This is a genomic window from Neorhizobium sp. S3-V5DH (genome assembly GCF_004343065.1).
In the GTDB taxonomy this organism is placed as follows: Bacteria; Pseudomonadota; Alphaproteobacteria; order Rhizobiales; family Rhizobiaceae; genus Neorhizobium; species Neorhizobium huautlense.
In genome coordinates this window covers 82,914-98,594 of sequence record NZ_SMCL01000004.1, presented here as the reverse complement: position 1 = coordinate 98,594, position 15,681 = coordinate 82,914, and the positions used below count along the sequence as shown (strand labels likewise).

General features: G+C 55.7%; 13 protein-coding genes and 1 pseudogene. 3 read left to right on the top strand and 11 right to left on the bottom strand.

Going from position 1 to position 15,681, the window contains the following annotated elements; translation table 11 throughout:
• Nucleotides 1-43 precede the first annotated feature (43 nt).
• The 3 genes from EDE09_RS08490 to EDE09_RS08480 all read left to right on the top strand — a co-directional run bounded on the left by EDE09_RS08490 (nucleotide 44) and on the right by EDE09_RS08480 (nucleotide 3,023).
• Nucleotides 44-445, top strand: a complete 402-nt coding sequence (locus EDE09_RS08490; protein ID WP_132409731.1) for a hypothetical protein — start codon at nucleotides 44-46, stop codon at nucleotides 443-445.
• Nucleotides 446-940: 495 nt separating this feature from the next.
• Complete coding sequence (gene gmd, locus EDE09_RS08485) at nucleotides 941-2,044, top strand: GDP-mannose 4,6-dehydratase (RefSeq protein WP_132409729.1); 1,104 nt, start codon at nucleotides 941-943, stop codon at nucleotides 2,042-2,044.
• A complete protein-coding gene (locus EDE09_RS08480; protein ID WP_132409727.1) occupies nucleotides 2,037-3,023 on the top strand; it encodes a GDP-L-fucose synthase in 987 nt (328 codons plus the stop codon). Before gmd ends, EDE09_RS08480 begins: the two co-directional genes overlap by 8 nt.
• Before the next feature lie 1,045 nt (nucleotides 3,024-4,068).
• On the opposite strand, the pseudogene EDE09_RS08475 reads toward EDE09_RS08480, so the two are convergent.
• From EDE09_RS08475 to EDE09_RS08420, 11 genes and pseudogenes are all read right to left on the bottom strand, one after another.
• Nucleotides 4,069-5,757: pseudogene (locus tag EDE09_RS08475) on the bottom strand (type IV secretory system conjugative DNA transfer family protein); the annotation flags it as partial.
• Entirely contained in the window at nucleotides 5,754-6,782 is a 1,029-nt protein-coding gene (gene virB11, locus EDE09_RS08470; RefSeq protein ID WP_132409725.1) for a P-type DNA transfer ATPase VirB11, read from the bottom strand. The pseudogene EDE09_RS08475 and the gene virB11, both read right to left, overlap by 4 nt.
• Nucleotides 6,763-7,968: a type IV secretion system protein VirB10 gene (gene virB10, locus EDE09_RS08465; RefSeq protein ID WP_132409723.1), complete on the bottom strand. Its 1,206-nt coding sequence runs from the start codon at nucleotides 7,966-7,968 to the stop codon at nucleotides 6,763-6,765. Before virB10 ends, virB11 begins: the two co-directional genes overlap by 20 nt.
• A complete protein-coding gene (gene virB9 / locus EDE09_RS08460; protein WP_132409721.1) occupies nucleotides 7,965-8,777 on the bottom strand; it encodes a P-type conjugative transfer protein VirB9 in 813 nt (270 codons plus the stop codon). Before virB9 ends, virB10 begins: the two co-directional genes overlap by 4 nt.
• Nucleotides 8,774-9,469, bottom strand: a complete 696-nt coding sequence (locus tag EDE09_RS08455) for a type IV secretion system protein (RefSeq protein ID WP_132409719.1) — start codon at nucleotides 9,467-9,469, stop codon at nucleotides 8,774-8,776. Before EDE09_RS08455 ends, virB9 begins: the two co-directional genes overlap by 4 nt.
• 34 nt (nucleotides 9,470-9,503) lie before the next feature.
• Nucleotides 9,504-10,532, bottom strand: coding sequence for a type IV secretion system protein (locus EDE09_RS08450; RefSeq protein WP_132409717.1), 1,029 nt, complete (start codon nucleotides 10,530-10,532; stop codon nucleotides 9,504-9,506).
• Between the two features lie 228 nt (nucleotides 10,533-10,760).
• Nucleotides 10,761-11,462, bottom strand: a complete 702-nt coding sequence (locus EDE09_RS08440; protein WP_132410093.1) for a type IV secretion system protein — start codon at nucleotides 11,460-11,462, stop codon at nucleotides 10,761-10,763.
• Between the two features lie 11 nt (nucleotides 11,463-11,473).
• A complete protein-coding gene (locus EDE09_RS08435) occupies nucleotides 11,474-12,562 on the bottom strand; it encodes a lytic transglycosylase domain-containing protein (RefSeq protein WP_132409715.1) in 1,089 nt (362 codons plus the stop codon).
• On the bottom strand, nucleotides 12,559-15,018 hold the full coding sequence (locus EDE09_RS08430; protein ID WP_132409713.1) for a VirB4 family type IV secretion/conjugal transfer ATPase: 2,460 nt from the start codon (nucleotides 15,016-15,018) through the stop codon (nucleotides 12,559-12,561). The genes EDE09_RS08435 and EDE09_RS08430 overlap by 4 nt, the downstream gene beginning before the upstream one ends.
• Nucleotides 15,019-15,020: 2 nt before the next feature.
• Nucleotides 15,021-15,323 carry a VirB3 family type IV secretion system protein gene (locus EDE09_RS08425; RefSeq protein WP_112802104.1) on the bottom strand — a complete coding sequence of 101 codons (303 nt, stop codon included), beginning with the start codon at nucleotides 15,321-15,323 and terminating at the stop codon, nucleotides 15,021-15,023.
• Between the two features lie 3 nt (nucleotides 15,324-15,326).
• On the bottom strand, nucleotides 15,327-15,668 hold the full coding sequence (locus EDE09_RS08420; RefSeq protein WP_112802106.1) for a TrbC/VirB2 family protein: 342 nt from the start codon (nucleotides 15,666-15,668) through the stop codon (nucleotides 15,327-15,329).
• Nucleotides 15,669-15,681: the final 13 nt, after the last annotated feature.

Below are 15,681 nucleotides of genomic sequence, written 5' to 3'. Positions count from 1 at the left end.
AGTGCCGCTAAGCGCCTTGCGGGGCGATAGTGGAGAATGTGGAATGAAGCGCCCGACCGACCGCCGCACAGTATTGATGACCGTCGGAGTTGCGGCTGTCGCCGCGGTCGCAGGCCCAGCCGCTGGGCAATCGGCGGATATTCGCGGCGCAGTCACGTTCGAGGGCAGCGCTTTTATCCCGGAAGGTCATATCGAGATATATCTGGAGGACCCCGCCGTTCAGGATAGTAAGCGACGTCGCGTCACGGAGACGCGCGTCAAAAGCGATGGCGGGTCGAAGACGATAGCCTTTTCCTTGACGCCGCCGGTCAGCTCGAGTGCGTCGCCGACGTTGCAGATCATTGCGCGCCTGGAGCGCGCCGATGGCTGGCTGCTGGCGCGCGGCAGCATACAATTCAAGGCGGGCGAACCTGTTCATGTGACGCTCAACACCGTTATGTATTAGGAGGTAGAAATCAACCTTCAACGCCAGTCGAGATCGCCGATAGCATCATCGAGGGGAAGGCCTGCGCAGTCTCAATCAAGCTCGGCATGTCTGCTTTCAGGCCAATGGCAACGGTCGTCAAACGTGTGAATTGCACGTTCTTAAGCTGTGGATAACATGTGGATGACCGCGTCCAGCTCACCTAACAAGTTCCTATAATGTTCTAGCGGTGAGAACTATCAATCTAGATTGTTTTTGAGCTGCCCGCCGTGGCTGGTGGAAGATCATAAGAGCGGTTACCGCTCCGGCTCCGACATCCTCCTTGGCTCGAACCTGCATGGCATCGGAGAAGAAAACGAATTTTGACACGACGTAACCGATCACAATGACTACACTTCGCGCACGGAGCACCGCTTCGATGGTATTGCGCAAGGTTGATGCCAACTTCCCGCGTCAAAATGATGCGAATCAAGGAAGCAGTGCTTCGATAGCGGACGCATTTGGCAGAGGGACATTATGAGCGAAATTTCGAAGGGCAACGGCAAGGTTGCATTGATCACCGGCGTCACCGGCCAGGACGGTGCCTATCTTGCCGAACTGCTTCTCCGGAAGGGCTATACCGTTCACGGCATCAAGCGGCGCTCTTCAAGTTTCAATACCAATCGCATCGAACACCTCTACGAGGATCCGCATATCGAGAATCCGCGCTTCATCCTGCATTTCGGCGATATGACGGATTCGACCAATCTCATTCGCGTCGTGCAGGAAACGCAGCCGGATGAAATCTACAATCTCGCGGCACAGAGCCACGTGCAGGTTTCCTTTGAGACGCCGGAGTATACTGCCAATGCAGACGGAACTGGAACGCTGCGTCTATTGGAAGCTATCCGCCTTTTGGGGCTGACGAAGAAGACGCGCTTCTACCAGGCCTCCACCTCCGAGCTTTACGGCAAGGTGCAGGAAGTGCCTCAGAGTGAGACGACACCCTTTTATCCGCGTTCTCCTTACGCCGTAGCAAAGCTCTACGCCTACTGGATAGTCGTGAATTATCGCGAAGCCTACGGCATGCATGCATCCAATGGCATCCTGTTCAACCATGAGAGCCCGATCCGCGGCGAAACCTTCGTCACCCGCAAGATCACCCGTGCAGCGGCTGCCATTCATTTGGGCCTTCAGGAGCGGCTGTTCCTCGGCAACCTGGATGCCAAGCGCGACTGGGGCCATGCGCGCGAATATGTGCGCGGCATGTGGCTGATGCTGCAGCAAGACGAGCCCGACGATTATGTGCTCGCAACCGGCGAAACACACACCGTGCGTTCCTTCGTTGAAAAGTCCTTTGCCAAGGTCGGTATGCCGATCGAATGGCGGGGGCAGGGCGTCGACGAAAAAGGATATGACGTGACATCCGGCCAGTGTGTTGTCGAAATCGATCCCCGCTACTTCCGGCCGACGGAAGTGGACCTGCTGATAGGCAATCCCGCGAAAGCCCATCAGAAGCTTGGCTGGAGCCATGAGACCAATCTTGACCAGCTCGTTGCTGAAATGGTTCGCGAAGATTTGAAGGTCATGGCGCGCAATGTGCCGACCGCCGGCGGCAACAAGGGTCTTTCCCATGCCTGAAGTGATCTACAGCCTTGCCGGCAAAAGGGTCTATGTTGCCGGCCACCGCGGCATGGTCGGCTCGGCGCTCGTTCGTCGCCTGGTCGCCGAAGATTGCGAACTTCTAACGGCAACACGTTTCGAAGTGGACTTGACCCGCCAGAGCGAGGTCGAGGCCTGGATGGAGAAGAATCAACCGGATGCTGTCTTCCTGGCGGCTGCCAGGGTTGGCGGCATCCTCGCCAACGATACCTATCCCGCCGATTTCCTTTACGACAACCTGATCCTTGAGGCGAACATCATACACGCTGCCCACAAGGTGGGCGTAGAAAAGCTCCTGTTTCTCGGCTCGTCCTGCATTTATCCGAAATTTGCTGACCAGCCGATCGTCGAAGAAGCATTGCTGACTGGGCCGCTAGAGCCGACCAACGAATGGTATGCGATTGCTAAGATCGCCGGCATCAAGTTGTGCCAGGCCTATCGTAAGCAACATGGGAGCGACTTTATCTCCGCGATGCCGACCAATCTCTTTGGTCCCGGTGATAATTTCGACCTGAATTCCAGCCACGTTATGCCGGCCCTGATCCGCAAGGCGCATGAGGCCAAGCTAAACAATCTGCCTGAAATTACCATCTGGGGCACGGGAACGCCACGGCGCGAGTTTCTACATGTGGATGACTGCGCTGACGCCTGCGTCCACCTGATGAAGGTTTATTCTGGTGACACTCATGTCAATGTGGGATCTGGTGAAGACTTGACGATCCTCGAATTGGCGCGGCTAGTCTGCAAGATCGTCGGATTTCAGGGCGACATAGTCAAGGATCTTTCAAAGCCAGACGGTACGCCTCGCAAGATGATGAGCTCCGAAAAGCTTCTTAGTCTAGGGTGGTTTCCGAAGTTTGAGCTGAGACAGGCAATTGAGAGCGTCTATCGGTCGTTTCTCGAGGAGGGCCATGTCGGCGTGATTAGCACGAACACGCGAACAGGCGCGGACTGTTAATGGAATGGCCTCCGAGCAACGGTTTGACGCATGTGTTGATTTGCGCCGTAGGCCACCGCCAAACACGGACCACAAGATTGAATGTACCTAGTCGCCTTGCCCTGGCCGGTACCGCGCGTGTTCAGCCGGGTATCGTGCCAATCATAGGCACGCCAATGGGCGCCTACACACATGATGCGGCCGGTGGGCTACTGGCAAAATTCAGGAGGCTGTTACGACGAATAACGATGGTGACCCGGCGCGCTGGTCAGCAAGTCCGGGAAGTCGACCTACGGATGTATCCGATGGCAGGTAACTTGTTTGCTGCCGATGAGATGGCTTTCGCCAAGAAAGAAGAGCCGTGTATCTGCGGCAGTCTCTCGCCAATGCAGGGCTATGCCCTTCGTTTCGTTTGGTATTCCGATAATCGGCTAGTCACCACCTCACCTTGAGGGGACAAACGCAAAGGTCAGCCGAACGGCGAGAGCGTGTTTGAACCTCGACATGCTTTCCAGAATGGGACAATATCACGCTGGGAAGGTAAGAGGAGGAGCGATATGAGAGTTCAGGCGTATATTATTGCGTTGCTGATCAGTCTCCTGTTATGGTCAACGAGCTTCTTTGTACTTCGCGAGAGCTACCGATTTGCACATTCGAACGGCATCATATCGAACCTGCACATTCATAATAGGCTGAACAACTTGCTTGAGGGGTAAGCAGGGGTCAGATCTACAATGGGCTGAGCAGCATCTCACGCTGCTTTCGGTCTTCGTTGGCTTACGGGCGTGCTATCTGCCATGATGTTACTGCCCGGGGCAAAATCGGCTTTGTATATTTTTACGCAGAAGGTTCCGGCTGATGTTGCCTTTGCAGCATTGCGGCATTGAACGAGATATGTGTATTGGGATTAAGGTGGTCTTTTTTGAAAGCGAAGCGCCGGTCTTACCGGAAACTTCGATTAACTGTTCAGATCGAAATCATCCCCTGGATTGCTCCGGTCTCAGTGGGTATTTCTCTTGCAACATCATGGGGCAAGAGGGGGCTCGAATAATGAATCCCCCTGACTTGCGTATTGCGCGGTCGTCGCCGGAACCGGTCTTTGCGAGAAGTATTCAACCTGCGGCACATCTGGAATGTTTGCCTGCGAATAGGCTTCTGCTGATTTGAAGGGACGCGTCTGGAAGAACCGAAGCTTTTCTCCGAAGATCGGGATCTGCCCTTCGACGAGGAGCACCATCCTATCCTCCCGCATTTGCCGGACCTCCTGCGGCATCATCAGATCCCGTTCACGGATCTGCTCCATCTTGGTCCGCCGCGACAGACCGAGCAATTCCACCGTTCGCGATTCCGATTGATAGCGGATCGTACGCTTGCCGAGCGCCTTGGACACATAGTCCGCCGTCACCAGGTCATTGGCCCCGAGAATCAGCTGATAACCGCAATTGCCAAGCAACGAATGGCGCGCGGTTTCGCCGTAAACTTCATCGAGGGCCTTTAGGTCCTGGATGATGAAAGCGAGCTTGATATTGTAGCCCGCGACATAGGGAAGCTTCGTCACGATCTCCTCCATCCGCTTCAACTGAACGAACTCGTCGAGGAGGAAATAGACCGGCACAGACCTTGGGTCGTGGTTTAGCGTCAGCATGGTCATCACCTGCTGCACGAACAGGGTTAGTAGGGGACGCAATAGCGTCAGATCGGTGATATTGGGCGCCAGATAGATCGAGATCGCCCGGTGCTTCAAGGCACGGATATTCATGTCGGTGACGGTGGTCGCGGCAACAACCCGTTCATTCTTGAAGGGACGCAAGGCCCTCTGGATATCGAGAAGAGCGGAAGCTGCAGCGCGATCGGAAAGCGCGATATAGGAATTGAAGCTCTCCACAGTGAACTTCGAAAGAAAAGGCTCTTTCTCCTTGATGAGCTTCATCAAGGACTGGAGATCCTGTCCCGTGTTGAAGAAGGAATTGACCTCGCCGAGATTGCGGCGATCCTTATAAAGCGGGCTTTCCAGAATGTAGCTGATGACGCCGGCCAGAACCTGTTGCGCAGTCGCCTGCCAGACTGAATTTTCAGAGTCTATGTTTTCAGGGACAAGGATGCTGACGATGTTTTGAATATCTGTGGTGCGGTCGCCGCGTTCCGCCCGCACGAAGTCAAGCGGATTATAGCGGTTTGTCCTCTCTGACGCCGGCGCAAATAAAAAGACCTGGGAGCCTTGTCGGCGGCGGTATCCGGCTGTTGCTTTAAATATCTCACCTTTGATATCGGTGACGATCATCGATCCCTCGTGCATCAGGGCATTGGGGACGACGTAACCGGCGCCCTTGCCCGAGCGCGTCGGGCCTATAATCACATGATGGCGGTCATCCTTGACGCGCAGAAGGCGCCGTCCCACTCGGCCGAAGATGTGACCCCGCTTTTGGAACCACTTGCCGCGCCGAAGCGAAGCCATGTTCTGAAACGCCGCGTTACCCAAAGGATTGCTCGCGGACTTCAGACCAGCATAGGCGACAAGACCGGCTAGAAACAGCGCCGGCATCACCGATCCGAGCGCTACTTTCTGCAGGGTGGGGTTCGTTTTGTAAAACCACAATTGCTCAATCGGCGCCAACGGATTGCTGCTGATCGTGGCTTCTAGTATCCGCCCGTCTTTGTAAAAAAACTGAAGCCAAAGACCATAACCGAGCATCCAGCCGACAAATGCTATCCCGGCACAGAAGATGAGATAAATGGTTCGCAGGCCTTTGGTCATGATGCATCCCGAGCAAAGAAGACCTCGCAGACACTGCGTTTTCCCCCCTCGCGGCGAAGTTGGATGACGATCGGGATGACCATCTTGATATAGGACATAAGATCCAGCTTTGAGACGCTCGCAGACATGCCAGCCTGTTGCATCATCATGATGATCTGTTCGTAGGCGCCAATCGGCGTATCGGCGTGGATCGTCGACATGCTGCCGGGATGACCGGTATTGATGGCGCGCATAAAGGAAAAAGCTTCTGTGCCTCGGATTTCTCCCACAAACAAACGATCTGGCCGCATGCGTAGCGAGGCTTCAAGCAGGTTCTGGATCGTCACGTCCGCCGTCCCCTGATCGCCTTTTGAGGCTATCAGGTGGACTATATTGGTTTGCGGCGGAAAAAGTTCACGTGTGTCTTCGAGCGTAATGATCCGCTCAGATGCCGGCACGCATTTCAGGCAGGCATTCAGGAACGTGGTCTTGCCGGAAGACGTGCCACCGCTGATCAGGATCGAAACCCGCCTGGTAACGGCAGTACGGATGAAGTCGTAAATCCTGTTTTTATGCAGATGCTCGATCAGTTCTCGATCGACCTCGCTGAGGCCGCCGACCGCAACCGACACCTGGTCCAGAAAGCCTCTGTCGCGATAGTCCTCGAGCGCGAAATTACTGACGACCTGTTTTCTGAGCGAAATAGAACCGCCTTGCGGCGCTGCAGGCGGCAGGACGACCTGGATGCGTTCGCCGGTCGGAAGCGAGGCGCTGAGAATCGGTTTGGCGCGGCTGATAAACTGGTTGGTGGCAGCGGCAACCCGCTCGCCGATGTTCTGGATCTCGTCGGCCGTCAGAGCAACGATCGGATGATGCTCCATATGGTCGGTTCCAAACCGTTCCACATAAACGTCGCCGGGCTTGTTCACCGCGATTTCAACCACGTTTGGATCATCGAGAAATTGCCTGATCGGTTCAAGAGCGCGATTGAGGAAATAATGGGGATCGTGCCTGATCCTGGTTGGATTACCTGCCGCGACGTTCACGTCTGATCTCCTTCATCGCTTCGGTGACGGGATCGTCGTAAAGGCCGCTGAAATCGAGGTCCTGGCGCACATAGACGAAGATGCGCTCCCCTTGATCAACACTGATTGTCGGTGGGATGCGTAGGTTTTCGGTAAGGACCGTATTTGCCATATCGCTGAAAGTTTCGGCGATGGTTTCGCGTGCAAGCTCTGCGCCGCGCTCGGCGTCATCGCGGTTACCGGACGATTGTCTGCTTCCGTAGCCGGTCAGATAGCTGGCACCGGCACCAACGATCGACAGCATCATTGACGCGCCGAACCGTTCACGGAACTTGTTGTCCACATGGCCGGTCAGCCCTGAACGCCCCAGGCTATCGGCGCCGATCGAATTGAGCCGGATAGACACGCCATCATCGCGAATTAGGCGGCTCCAGATGACAAAAATCCGCTTTTGGCCCCGCGTCAATTCCGACTGATATTCGCCAATGAGGCGTGTGCCAGCCGGGACGAGGATACGCCGTCCATCAAACGAATAGACGTCCTCAGATGTAAGTGCCCTGATCTGGCCGGGCAGGTCGCTGTTGATCGCGGTTTCCAAAATACCGGGAATCAAGGTCCCCTCCGGGACCATGGCATCAATCCGCTCGATCCGGCCTGCCCTTGCACTGCGGTCGGAAAGACCGGCAGCAGTGTTAAGATATTTGCTGTTGCGGTCTTCTCCGGCAACCACCAGTCCTGACGGATCTTCCTCGCTTTCGCTTCCTGTTCCACCCGGCTTGCCCTGATTAAGTGTGACCAGCTTTGACTTGTATCGCTCCGGGAAGGCCTGCTCGACAGGTGGCGAGGCCTGTGGCGGCGATATTACATCGGGCGGTGGAGGAACGTCGAATGTCGTCGTTTGAGGTGACGGTTCGACCGACGGTGGGGGAGGCGGCAGATGGATGACCGGTTGTGGAGGCTCAGGGTTCGGTTTTTCGGTCTCTCTTAAAAATGACGGCGGCTGAAAAGTCGTTGTTTGAAACTCCTCGTCGCTCTGGACATTGTTTTCGGGCTTTTGCGTCGAGGTTGTAAGGGCAAAATAGGCAGCGATGACGCCACCCAGTAACAGGGTCGCCATTCCCAGCGTCTGATTGCGTGCGGCGTTCCTGTCGCTGACTGCCGCGTCGTCCGCCGCAACCATTGCCTGCAATTCGGGGCTTAGCTTCATCGATTGCCGCTCCTCCAACGCGTGGTTGCTTGCGTGTCGAAAACCGGCCCCAGGGTGTCTGGGTCCGAAACAGCGAAGTCAGATCTTCTGAGATTAAAAATGCAGGTCCATTGGTCGCCATCGCGCAGTGTATATTGTGTGGCAACGCCATCGACGACGATGTAGTCGCCCTCTTTGCGAAAGTTGCGCAGCGATTCCGAAAAATCGGATTGGACGGCGAAAATGGCCGGTACCCGCCTTTGGAACCTGAAGAAAGTCTTCTTGCCGTCATCAAAGATCATCTGCGGCTTCAGCGCCGGATCGCCGGAAAACGAATAGTCGATGTTGAGGTTTGCCGTGTCGATATTCCAGACATTGGGAAAAACCGCCCTATGTTCGGCTTCTTTACGCAATCGCGCATTCAGATCCTTCTCAGGATAAATAAAGCGGATACCGAATACCTGCTTGTCGTCGCTCGGTGCGTGGTCATTGAGTTCGAGGAAATAGATCCGCTTCGAGGTCACCACATTCATGTTGGTGGCGACATCTTTTGCGACCGGTTTTACAAACAGGATATTCCCCTTTTCCGATGGAGCGACCTGCCAGCTATCAGTGTCACCAAGTGAGATGGTTTCGAACTTTTCGTCCTCGTCGAAAATGATCATTGTCGAGATGCCGTAGGTGGCGGAAACCTTCACCACATTGTTGCCCTGGTAGACGACGCTGGTAACCCGTTGATCAAGCGAGCCCGCTCGCGGCACTTGGGCGGCAAGAGCCTCGCTGGCCATGGCGACAATAAAGGCCGCTGGGAGGGTAAGTCGCCTTATCATCCGGCCTCTCCCGGCGTCACCGTCTCCTGGTCGCGACGGTAGTTATAGACCTGGAAGCCGAGCGGATTTTCAAACCGCCACTCATTGGTGGCAGGGGTTTCGGTGTAACGATACCGAACCACCGAAATAAAATGGCGCATGATCTGATCGGTGTCTGACTTTTCGGTGGTCGAAAACCTGACCAAGGCGGTGCTAGAATTTGGGAAGGAGACGGACTTGATCTCGACTGTCACTTGCCGGTTTTTGCCGTAGACCTTTGCCGGATTATCCGGATTAGCCGCGCTATAAAGCTCCTGCAGCTCCCGGGCCGCGTGCTCCGCAGAAAGAAGTGCGGCAATGCCGAAATTTTCCGTGATCGCAAAAGGATCGTAGCTCTCGCGCGCACGAATGTAGCGCACGACATTGGCCTGGGTGACGGCTTGCTGGTCGGTCAGCTTCCCAGATCGGGTGAGACCGGATTTAACCTCGAGGTAGCCCGTGTTTTTATCGACTTCGATGATATAGGGCTCAAACGTCTTGAGTGGCACGAGCATGATGAGTGCCGTCAACGACAACAATGTGATCGTGCCGAAGATGGTGGTAAGGAACCAGGCGATCGTTCGCGATCGCTCCGCCTGCTTCAAGATTTCCTGTTCCCAGCGCTGGCCATCTTGAAAATAGCTACAAAGAGCAGCCTCATGCGATTGGGTCATCCGTGGTACTCCAAGACAATGACGAATAACGGGTTCAACGGGGAAGGCTGTTGCTGCTGATGCGGTTCTGCATCGCTTCGGCAGTTGCATTTCGAATATTTGTTCTCATGCCTTCCATCGTTCTGGCTTTCGCTTTCATCCCGAGATCACCAGCAATCCCTAATAATGTACGCCCCACCCCGACCGCCGCCTTCGGCAGCGTCCAGGACACGAACCGTCCCGTGTTGCGGGCAACTCTTCCGATTCCAGCGGCAACCCCGCCGGTAATGCCCTGCGCAAGCACCTGGATGTTGAAAAGCACAAACGCACCGGCGCAGCAGAGCAGAAGAAGGGCGGAGATGTCGCTCAGCCGAAGCTCTTTCTGACCAGCGACGTTCGTCACCTTGGTCAGCTCTGGATCCAGCGCTGCAATCAAGAAGGCGGCAACGACATAGACGAACAGAGGAATGAGCGCATACATCAGTACCTGCTGAAACCAGGCAACGCCGAGGCCTCGGGACCGTTCGAAAAGCATGCAGGCGATGAAGATCGGAGCAGTGCCGATCAGCACCCACATCATTACCTTTGCAAGCAAAAGGATAGCCAGCGCCACCGCGATGAAGACCGCGACACACAGCAGGATTAAAAATCCGACCATGGAAGGAAGGACGGAAAGAAAACCAGACTGCTCGGCAAAAGCAGAGGCGGCTTCATTTGCCGTTTTCCAGATCAGCGAAAGCCCGTTGGTGGGCTCGGTGATGCCGGTGCCAGTGGCGGTGAGAATCGCCCGTCCGACATCTTCGGGCGTATCCGTCAGCCAGGCGTAAAAAAGGCTGTTGAAATTTCTCCACTCGCTGACAAGCGCTAGGATGACCAGCATCCGCACGACCCGGCTGATGATCTCGCTGATGCTGACCCGCGCCGTTCCCATCACCAGCTGGACGCCGTAATAACTGACATAGGCAATGAAGAGGATGGTGAGGAATGGCACGACTTCGTCGCCGACGATTCCGAAGGCCTCTTCAGAGAAGTTTGCTCCCGTCCTTTCAACTCTTGCCAGAAGATCACCAAGGAAATCGTGCATGCCGGCAGCTCCTATCTTACCACCATCGCATCAATCGCCGCCAAAACGCTCGATGCGTTGCTATTTATCCTCGCCGTCGGACCGCAATCCGGCCGAGGATGAGGTGCATAGGAGGTCAGATTGGCGGGTCTTCTGCAGGGCGCGGTCTTTTCCTTGTAAGCGCTACCGCAGCCGGCAAGGGCGCCAGCAGCAAGTAGGAAAGCAAACATCCTGGCGGTCATGATGAGCTCACTCTTCGGTATAGCTGAGTGCTTTTTTGGAGTTAGACATGTCCGTCAGCCGACGCTGATTGTCGGCCTGCAGCGAAGACACAGCGCCATTCATGACGCCGATCAATTCGTTGATGGTGAGGCCGGCTTGGACCTGGAGCTGCGTATTCTGGTCGATCGAGCCTTTGATATCCTTGGCTTGACCAATTTTTGAACCCGCCTGTTCGAGCGACATGCGGCGGGTCTGAACGGCTTGCTGCGAGCCGGCGACAAGGGCGGCCACGCCAACTACCGTCTTCACCATCTCTTCGTAGGACTTGTCTCCCGAAAACGAGCTGCCCTCGCGGCCCGAAAGGTTTTTGACGAGCTTGAGGCCATTGATGAGCGTCGTTGCGACCTCCGCGACATCTGGGCTCACGCTCCCGAGATTTGCGGCCCCACCTGACATCAGGTGGTCAAAAGACGGTAGCTGCGAGACACTGAAACCCCGGCCCACCGCAAGGTTTTGCAGAGGGCTGGCGTCGTTGCCGCGATCGCCAGTTACGGCCTTTAAGGTTTCCTCGGCCGTCTTGAGAACTTGCCTGTTGGTTTCGAGGATCTTGTCTGTTGTCTCAGAGGTTTTCCTAGCAACGCGCAAATTTGCATTGTCGATGACAGGCACCTGCGCGAATGCGGCGGATGCAATGGGCAGCAGGAATGCAACGAACATCATTCTCTTCATGGCATGTCTCCTCATCGAGCGTTCAACATCAGTGCTATATCGGCCAACCGTTCGCGCACCTGCACGCAAGCCTTTTCCTTCGGGTTCCATGCAACCCCCCGGCGGCCATCGCAAAAACCAGCCCCGGGATCGCCATCGCCGCCGTTTTGGCTAAAGCTTCCCGTGTGCGATGAGCCGGACAAGCCGCTGATCTGAAGAGCATTCCGGGAGTTGGCGAGATCTGCGATCGTTATCCCGAGACGAATGACCTGGTTCAGCATTTCAAGATTTGCGTTCCGGGCTCCCGAATTATGATCCCAACTATCCTGCACGGCGCCGCTCGGCATCTGGCCCAACTGCTGAAACCAGGAGGTAACGTTGCCGCTCCCATCGGAGATAGCTTGTCCCGTCGCCATCGCCCTAATGGCGGAATTTCGCATCTGATTAAAAGCGGTCGCATCGCCACCATACTGAGCCGGTATGCCGGCAACGTTCGCCCCGCCGAAGGCGGGCAGCCATTTTTGGGTTATAGCCCCAACATAACCTTGTGTTTCTTTGAAAGGCGGAATGCCGCCATATGTGACAACACGGCCAGGACCGGCGTTATAGGCCGCCAATGCAAGTTTTGGATTGCCGCCAAACCGTTGCAGCTGTTGTTTTAAGTATCGGGCTCCGCCCGACAGGTTGTCTTCCATGTCATAGGGATCGACCCCAAGCTCTCTTGCCGTCTCCGGCATGAGCTGCGCTAGTCCGATTGCTCCGGCCGGCGATCTGGCACAGGGATTAAAACGGCTCTCCTGATAAACCAAAGCTAAAAACAGGCTCTCGTTGACATCCTCCTCCCGAGCGATACGCCTCACGAGCTCCGTGATCTCTGGATTGGCCGCCGCGGTCGAGGCGGCATCTCCGGTCCGACCGGGCTGATAAATCGAGCAGGTCACGCTCTTGCCAACGGAAAAACGGTTATAATCCGTTTCCTCAATATTTGAGGAAATCCGGTCCCGGTGGGTATCGATTGTCAGGACCGCCCGATCGATGACCGGAACTTGAGAAGAGGCCGGATCTACAATCGAGAGCGCCAGTGCGCTGCTCAACAGCCATAGGACAGACCGCCCCTTCATTCGCCCGTCTCCCATCCACAGAACCGAGCAAGCCAACGCTCCGGTTCCTCGCCATGAAGTTCGCGCAGGCGTGCACATTCCTCGATCGTCTCTTTACGCCCAGACAGAACCTTGACGAGATCGGGCATGGCCGACAGATCGAGTCTGGCGATGACGGAGTCATTGCCGTGCTTGATCAGGAAGGTCCTTTTTTCCGGAGGCGTGGCCTTGATGAAGTTGAATTCCTTCATCGTGAGGTCAAAGCGTTTGATATAGCTTTCTTCGTCGGCTCGGGGGTTGGGAAAGTGAATATGGGTGGCCGTCTGCTCAATCAACGTATGGGAGGCTTTCGCCTTAGCGATGTCGGCCGCAGATTGTGTGCCGAAGCCGACAATGCCGTTCAGCTTTCGGATCGTCTTCATCTTGTCGATGATGAAGTTGCTAAACGTCTCGTCCATTAAAAGCTGCCAACCTTCGTCCATGAAGAACATCGCGGGATTTCCATCGAGCAGCTCGTCAAGGCGGTGGTAAAGGTACATCAGCGCTGGCGTGCGGACGTCCTCGTTTGCGAGAATGTGGGTCATGTCGAAACCGAAGACGCGACGGGACGACAGCGACAGGACGTCGTCTGCGGCATTAAACAGCCAGGCCTTCTCGCCATCGATCCAAGCGCGAAGGCGAGAATGAAGGTCATTGGCATCCGCCCGTGAGCGGCCGATCAGAAGGCCTGCGAGGTTTATAAGGTTTCGCTCGGCCCGCGGCTCTTGCATCAGGCGCAGGATTGCCCTTTCCAGTGTGTCCTCGTCTTCCTGGGTGAGTTCGCTGCGATCGCCAGATCGCAGCATCGCCTTGGTGAGCCGGAGGAGGAAATCACGGTTCGGACCTGTATTGTCGAGTTGCAGCGGGTTAAAGCCGGTCGGCGTTCCCGGCACCAAGATCTCGTAGGAGCCCCCGATCGCTCTTATGAAGATCTCTGCGCCCCGATCCTTGTCGAAGAATACCGCCTTTGGCTTCGGTGAAACACGCATGGCCTGCGAAAGTAGGAAGGTTAATACAACAGTCTTCCCCGATCCCGTCGGGCCGGTGACCAAGAAGTGGCCGATGTCACGGCGATGAAAATTGAACCAGTAGGGGGTCTGCGACGTCGTCTCGAGGATGGTGATCGGCAGGCCCCAATGTGCGCGATCCGCCTGTCCGGTGGCAAAATTATGCATAGAGGACAGGCCCGAAAAATTTGCACTCGATAACATCGCCTTGCGCGCAATGTAGGAATGATTGCCTGGAAGCTGCGCCCAAAATGCCGCTTCAAGGTTGAGGTCCTCGCGCAGCCAATTGATGTTCATATCGGTGAGGCAGGCGCCAAGCTCAGAAACACTGCGGCTGATGCCGTCCAGATCGCGCGACAGGCAAAGTAACGACAGGTGATGGAAGCCAAATACGGCCTCCTGGTTCATCAGGCTATTTAGCGCATAGTCGATCTCAAGTTCGACCGAGCTGCCGGCTTCATCCGAGGCCCTAATTTGTCTTTGCAGTCGGGAAATCCGCTCCTGCGCAATCGGCTTGTCGGCGATGGTGAATGACTGGGTAAGTATAAACTCCTGGTTGACCTGTAGAAGACCATCCAGCATGCCGGGGCCTGTAAAAGGGGGATATTCCTTGATCGACAATATAGCGCCATAGCGACTGTCTTCATCGACAGCCGCTTGCGCCTGCATGGTCCGCTTGCCGAAATGCAGTCGTGAGCTGCCGACAAAGTTGCGGATCCCCATGCGCGGCAAGCGCATTTTTTTTGGCGCGCCGCAGGTCAGGATCGTATTGAAGAATTCACAGGGTTCAGAAAAAGGTTCTGCCCGCGTCCCGTCCGTCTGCTCTTCTGCAGGTATGGGGTCGTCGTGACGCGTCCGATGGGTGATGCCAAGCGCATGCGCACCATATTTGCTGAGATCCTGCACGATGGTGGCAACAAGCTCCTCAAGCTCGGTGATGTCGTCAGGGCTCTGCTGTCGTTTGCCACGCCTGTCCGAACGCCTGAAAATCTTGTTGAAACGATCACCAATGCCGAGAACACCACGCATCCCCGAGCGTATGATGGTAAGGTAGATTTCGTTTTTGAACATGCGCTTGTCGCGCAATTGGTCCATATAGCGTCTGTTCAAAAGATCGCAGAACCCATCATCGAAGGTGGCATCAAGGTCGGTTTCGACCTCTCTCCGCACGACCGTCGACCAAAGTGAATAGCGGCTGGAGCCGAGAGCCCGGATCATTGTATTTTGTACGACTGAACGCATATTGAGTTCAGCCTGGTCTTCCGTTTGGAAGAATAACCCCTGCAACTTGATGACGCTCAGGAGCGATCCGTCTTCAAGTCCAATGATGGTATCCGACACATGCCGCAGATACGGGATATGTCGCGACATCGGCCGCTCCCTTCGGGCGATGGGGCCGAAACCAAGCTCTTGCCTGACCACCTTCAGCATGGTTACGGCCCGTAAGAGTTCGAGCCCCAGAAATGCTTGTTAGGCGTCCGGGGGGTTGTGCGAGAGGCCACTTGCAGCACCTCGAGTATCTTGCTGTCGAAGGCGCAGAGCGAGAATAAGACAAGATAGGTGGCTGGTGCGATCAAGAGTGCCAAAAGATCGTTCGTCGCGAGCCAGCCGATAATGGTGATGCCCACGATGATGACGACCGCCATATAGGGAACGCCCCATAACGTCGGTGACCTAGTCAAGCCGACCACAAGTGGCGTGAGAGTTGGCCTTTCATCTTCGACAAGTGCAGTCATCGGTCACTGTCCGACCGCTGATATCATCTGGTCGACGATCGCCGGTGCGCCAAATACCAAGCCGATACCGATGACGACGGCCCCAGCCGTGAACCAGGAAAGGCGACCAGCAAAGGCCAAAAATCCAAGCCCGATCACTGCAATGATCGCCAAAAGCCGGCCAAAGGGGCCGGTAATGAAATCAACGATCATCTGAACGGCCGTTTCAAGCGGTGCGAAAGCACCGCCACCGCTAGTTTGGGCCAGGACGGCATCGGCGGTGATGATCTGGAGGAGGGCGATGATGCCTATCAGGGCTACAACTTTCGGTGCCCGTCGCTCGATCTTCTGCAATGGGGTATGCATCGATTTTTCTCCT

Bases quoted from the DNA above. Each gene is read 5' to 3' on its own strand.
- EDE09_RS08490 (WP_132409731.1), top strand. From the start codon at position 44: ATGAAGCGCCCGACCGACCGCCGCACAGTATTGATGACCGTCGGAGTT.
- gmd (WP_132409729.1), top strand. From the start codon at position 941: ATGAGCGAAATTTCGAAGGGCAACGGCAAGGTTGCATTGATCACCGGC.
- EDE09_RS08480 (WP_132409727.1), top strand. From the start codon at position 2,037: ATGCCTGAAGTGATCTACAGCCTTGCCGGCAAAAGGGTCTATGTTGCC.
- virB10 (WP_132409723.1), bottom strand. From the start codon at position 7,968: ATGAAGCTAAGCCCCGAATTGCAGGCAATGGTTGCGGCGGACGACGCG.
- virB9 (WP_132409721.1), bottom strand. From the start codon at position 8,777: ATGATAAGGCGACTTACCCTCCCAGCGGCCTTTATTGTCGCCATGGCC.
- EDE09_RS08455 (WP_132409719.1), bottom strand. From the start codon at position 9,469: ATGACCCAATCGCATGAGGCTGCTCTTTGTAGCTATTTTCAAGATGGC.
- EDE09_RS08450 (WP_132409717.1), bottom strand. From the start codon at position 10,532: ATGCACGATTTCCTTGGTGATCTTCTGGCAAGAGTTGAAAGGACGGGA.
- EDE09_RS08440 (WP_132410093.1), bottom strand. From the start codon at position 11,462: ATGAAGAGAATGATGTTCGTTGCATTCCTGCTGCCCATTGCATCCGCC.
- EDE09_RS08435 (WP_132409715.1), bottom strand. From the start codon at position 12,562: ATGAAGGGGCGGTCTGTCCTATGGCTGTTGAGCAGCGCACTGGCGCTC.
- EDE09_RS08430 (WP_132409713.1), bottom strand. From the start codon at position 15,018: ATGCTGAAGGTGGTCAGGCAAGAGCTTGGTTTCGGCCCCATCGCCCGA.
- EDE09_RS08425 (WP_112802104.1), bottom strand. From the start codon at position 15,323: ATGACTGCACTTGTCGAAGATGAAAGGCCAACTCTCACGCCACTTGTG.
- EDE09_RS08420 (WP_112802106.1), bottom strand. From the start codon at position 15,668: ATGCATACCCCATTGCAGAAGATCGAGCGACGGGCACCGAAAGTTGTA.